We start from the raw sequence: 1,373 nt of genomic DNA, 5'->3' as shown, positions 1-1,373 counted from the left end.
AGCCTTTAGATTTGTTCATTGAAAATTTTGTAATTTTAATAACAACCAAAACTGACAAAGTAAACCATTTGCGGTAGCAAAGATTTCAGACTTATCCCCCGATCAGGACTTTGTCAGTTTTATTGAATCAGCATCAAATAGTTATTAAGTCTTAAAGGACTATTATCAAGGTTTGGATTGAAGATTCAATTATTTGGTTGCTAACTTTAAATCTTTTTCTATGAGTAAATTTAGTAATTTTTTAGGCATTGATGTATCAAAAGAATATTTTGATGCGGTAATTATTTTGAATAGTGACAAAAATGATACTATTCATAACCAATTTTCAAATGATATTAAAGGTTTGAAAGAATTAGTTAAATGGTTAAATTCCATTACTTCAACTAATCAAAATACTTTAATATGTTTAGAACATACCGGAATGTATGGAAAAGCAATTATTCATTATTTACTTTCCAAAGAATACAGTTTATGGGTTGAGATGTCTTTGAAGATAATAAGAAGTATTGGTGTTCAAAGAGGTAAGAACGATAAAATTGATGCAGAGAGAATTGCTTATTATGCAATGAAAAATCAAGATGAAGTTCAGATATATCAAGCTCCAAGAAAAGTGATTGATCAAATAAAAAAAATTATTTCACTTAGAGAGCATTTAATAACTACTAAAGCCATGTTGATACGGAACGCTAATGAATTAAAAGGGTTTGAGCCAGAACTTTCCAAACTTCACAAAAAATATTCTAAAGCCACTATTAAAGGCATAGAAACAGATTTAAAAAACATTGAGAAAAAGTTAGATAGTTTGATAAAATTAGATGAAAAACTCTCTAATATCTTTGAAAAAGCTACCTCTGTTACTGGAGTTGGAAAAGTTACAGCATTGTTTTTAATCTGCTATACAAATGAATTTACAATGTATGAAACACCTCGACAATTAGCTTGTTATTGTGGTGTTGTTCCTTTTGAATATACTTCTGGTAAATCTGTTAGAGCAAAACCAAGAGTGCATTTTATGGCTAACAAGAAGCTGAAAAAACAATTACATATGTGTCCATATCAACCATAAGAGCTGATGGAGAACTAAAAGAATATTATGAAAGAAAAGTTGCTGAAGGGAAAAACAAAATGCTTGTAATCAACAATGTAAGAAACAAACTAATACACAGAATTTGTGCTTGTGTGAAAAATGATAAGCTATATGAAAAAAGAAATGTAGCCTAAATCTATTAAATTAGATTTTCTTTTGAAAGGAGAGTAGTAATATACTTCTTCCCTTCACAAGACTTTTGTTTTTTTTCTTTCTAAGCTTTTGAATTATTTATAAAAAATGACGAAATATTTAACAATTTTAATTTGGTAAAACCATAGTTATC

General features: G+C 28.1%; 1 protein-coding gene. It reads left to right on the top strand.

All coding sequences use genetic code 11. From position 1 onward, the window contains the following. The first annotated feature begins 220 nt into the window (after positions 1 to 220). Positions 221 to 1,066: an IS110 family transposase gene (locus tag EQG68_RS14880; protein WP_246011778.1), complete on the top strand. Its 846-nt coding sequence runs from the start codon at positions 221 to 223 to the stop codon at positions 1,064 to 1,066. Positions 1,067 to 1,373 lie beyond the last annotated feature (307 nt).

The sequence above is a fragment of the Flavobacterium piscinae genome, assembly GCF_004122145.1.
In the GTDB taxonomy this organism is placed as follows: domain Bacteria; phylum Bacteroidota; class Bacteroidia; order Flavobacteriales; family Flavobacteriaceae; genus Flavobacterium; species Flavobacterium piscinae.
The sequence above is the reverse complement of the archived record's forward strand: the minus strand, read 5'-3'. Positions and strand labels throughout refer to the sequence as shown.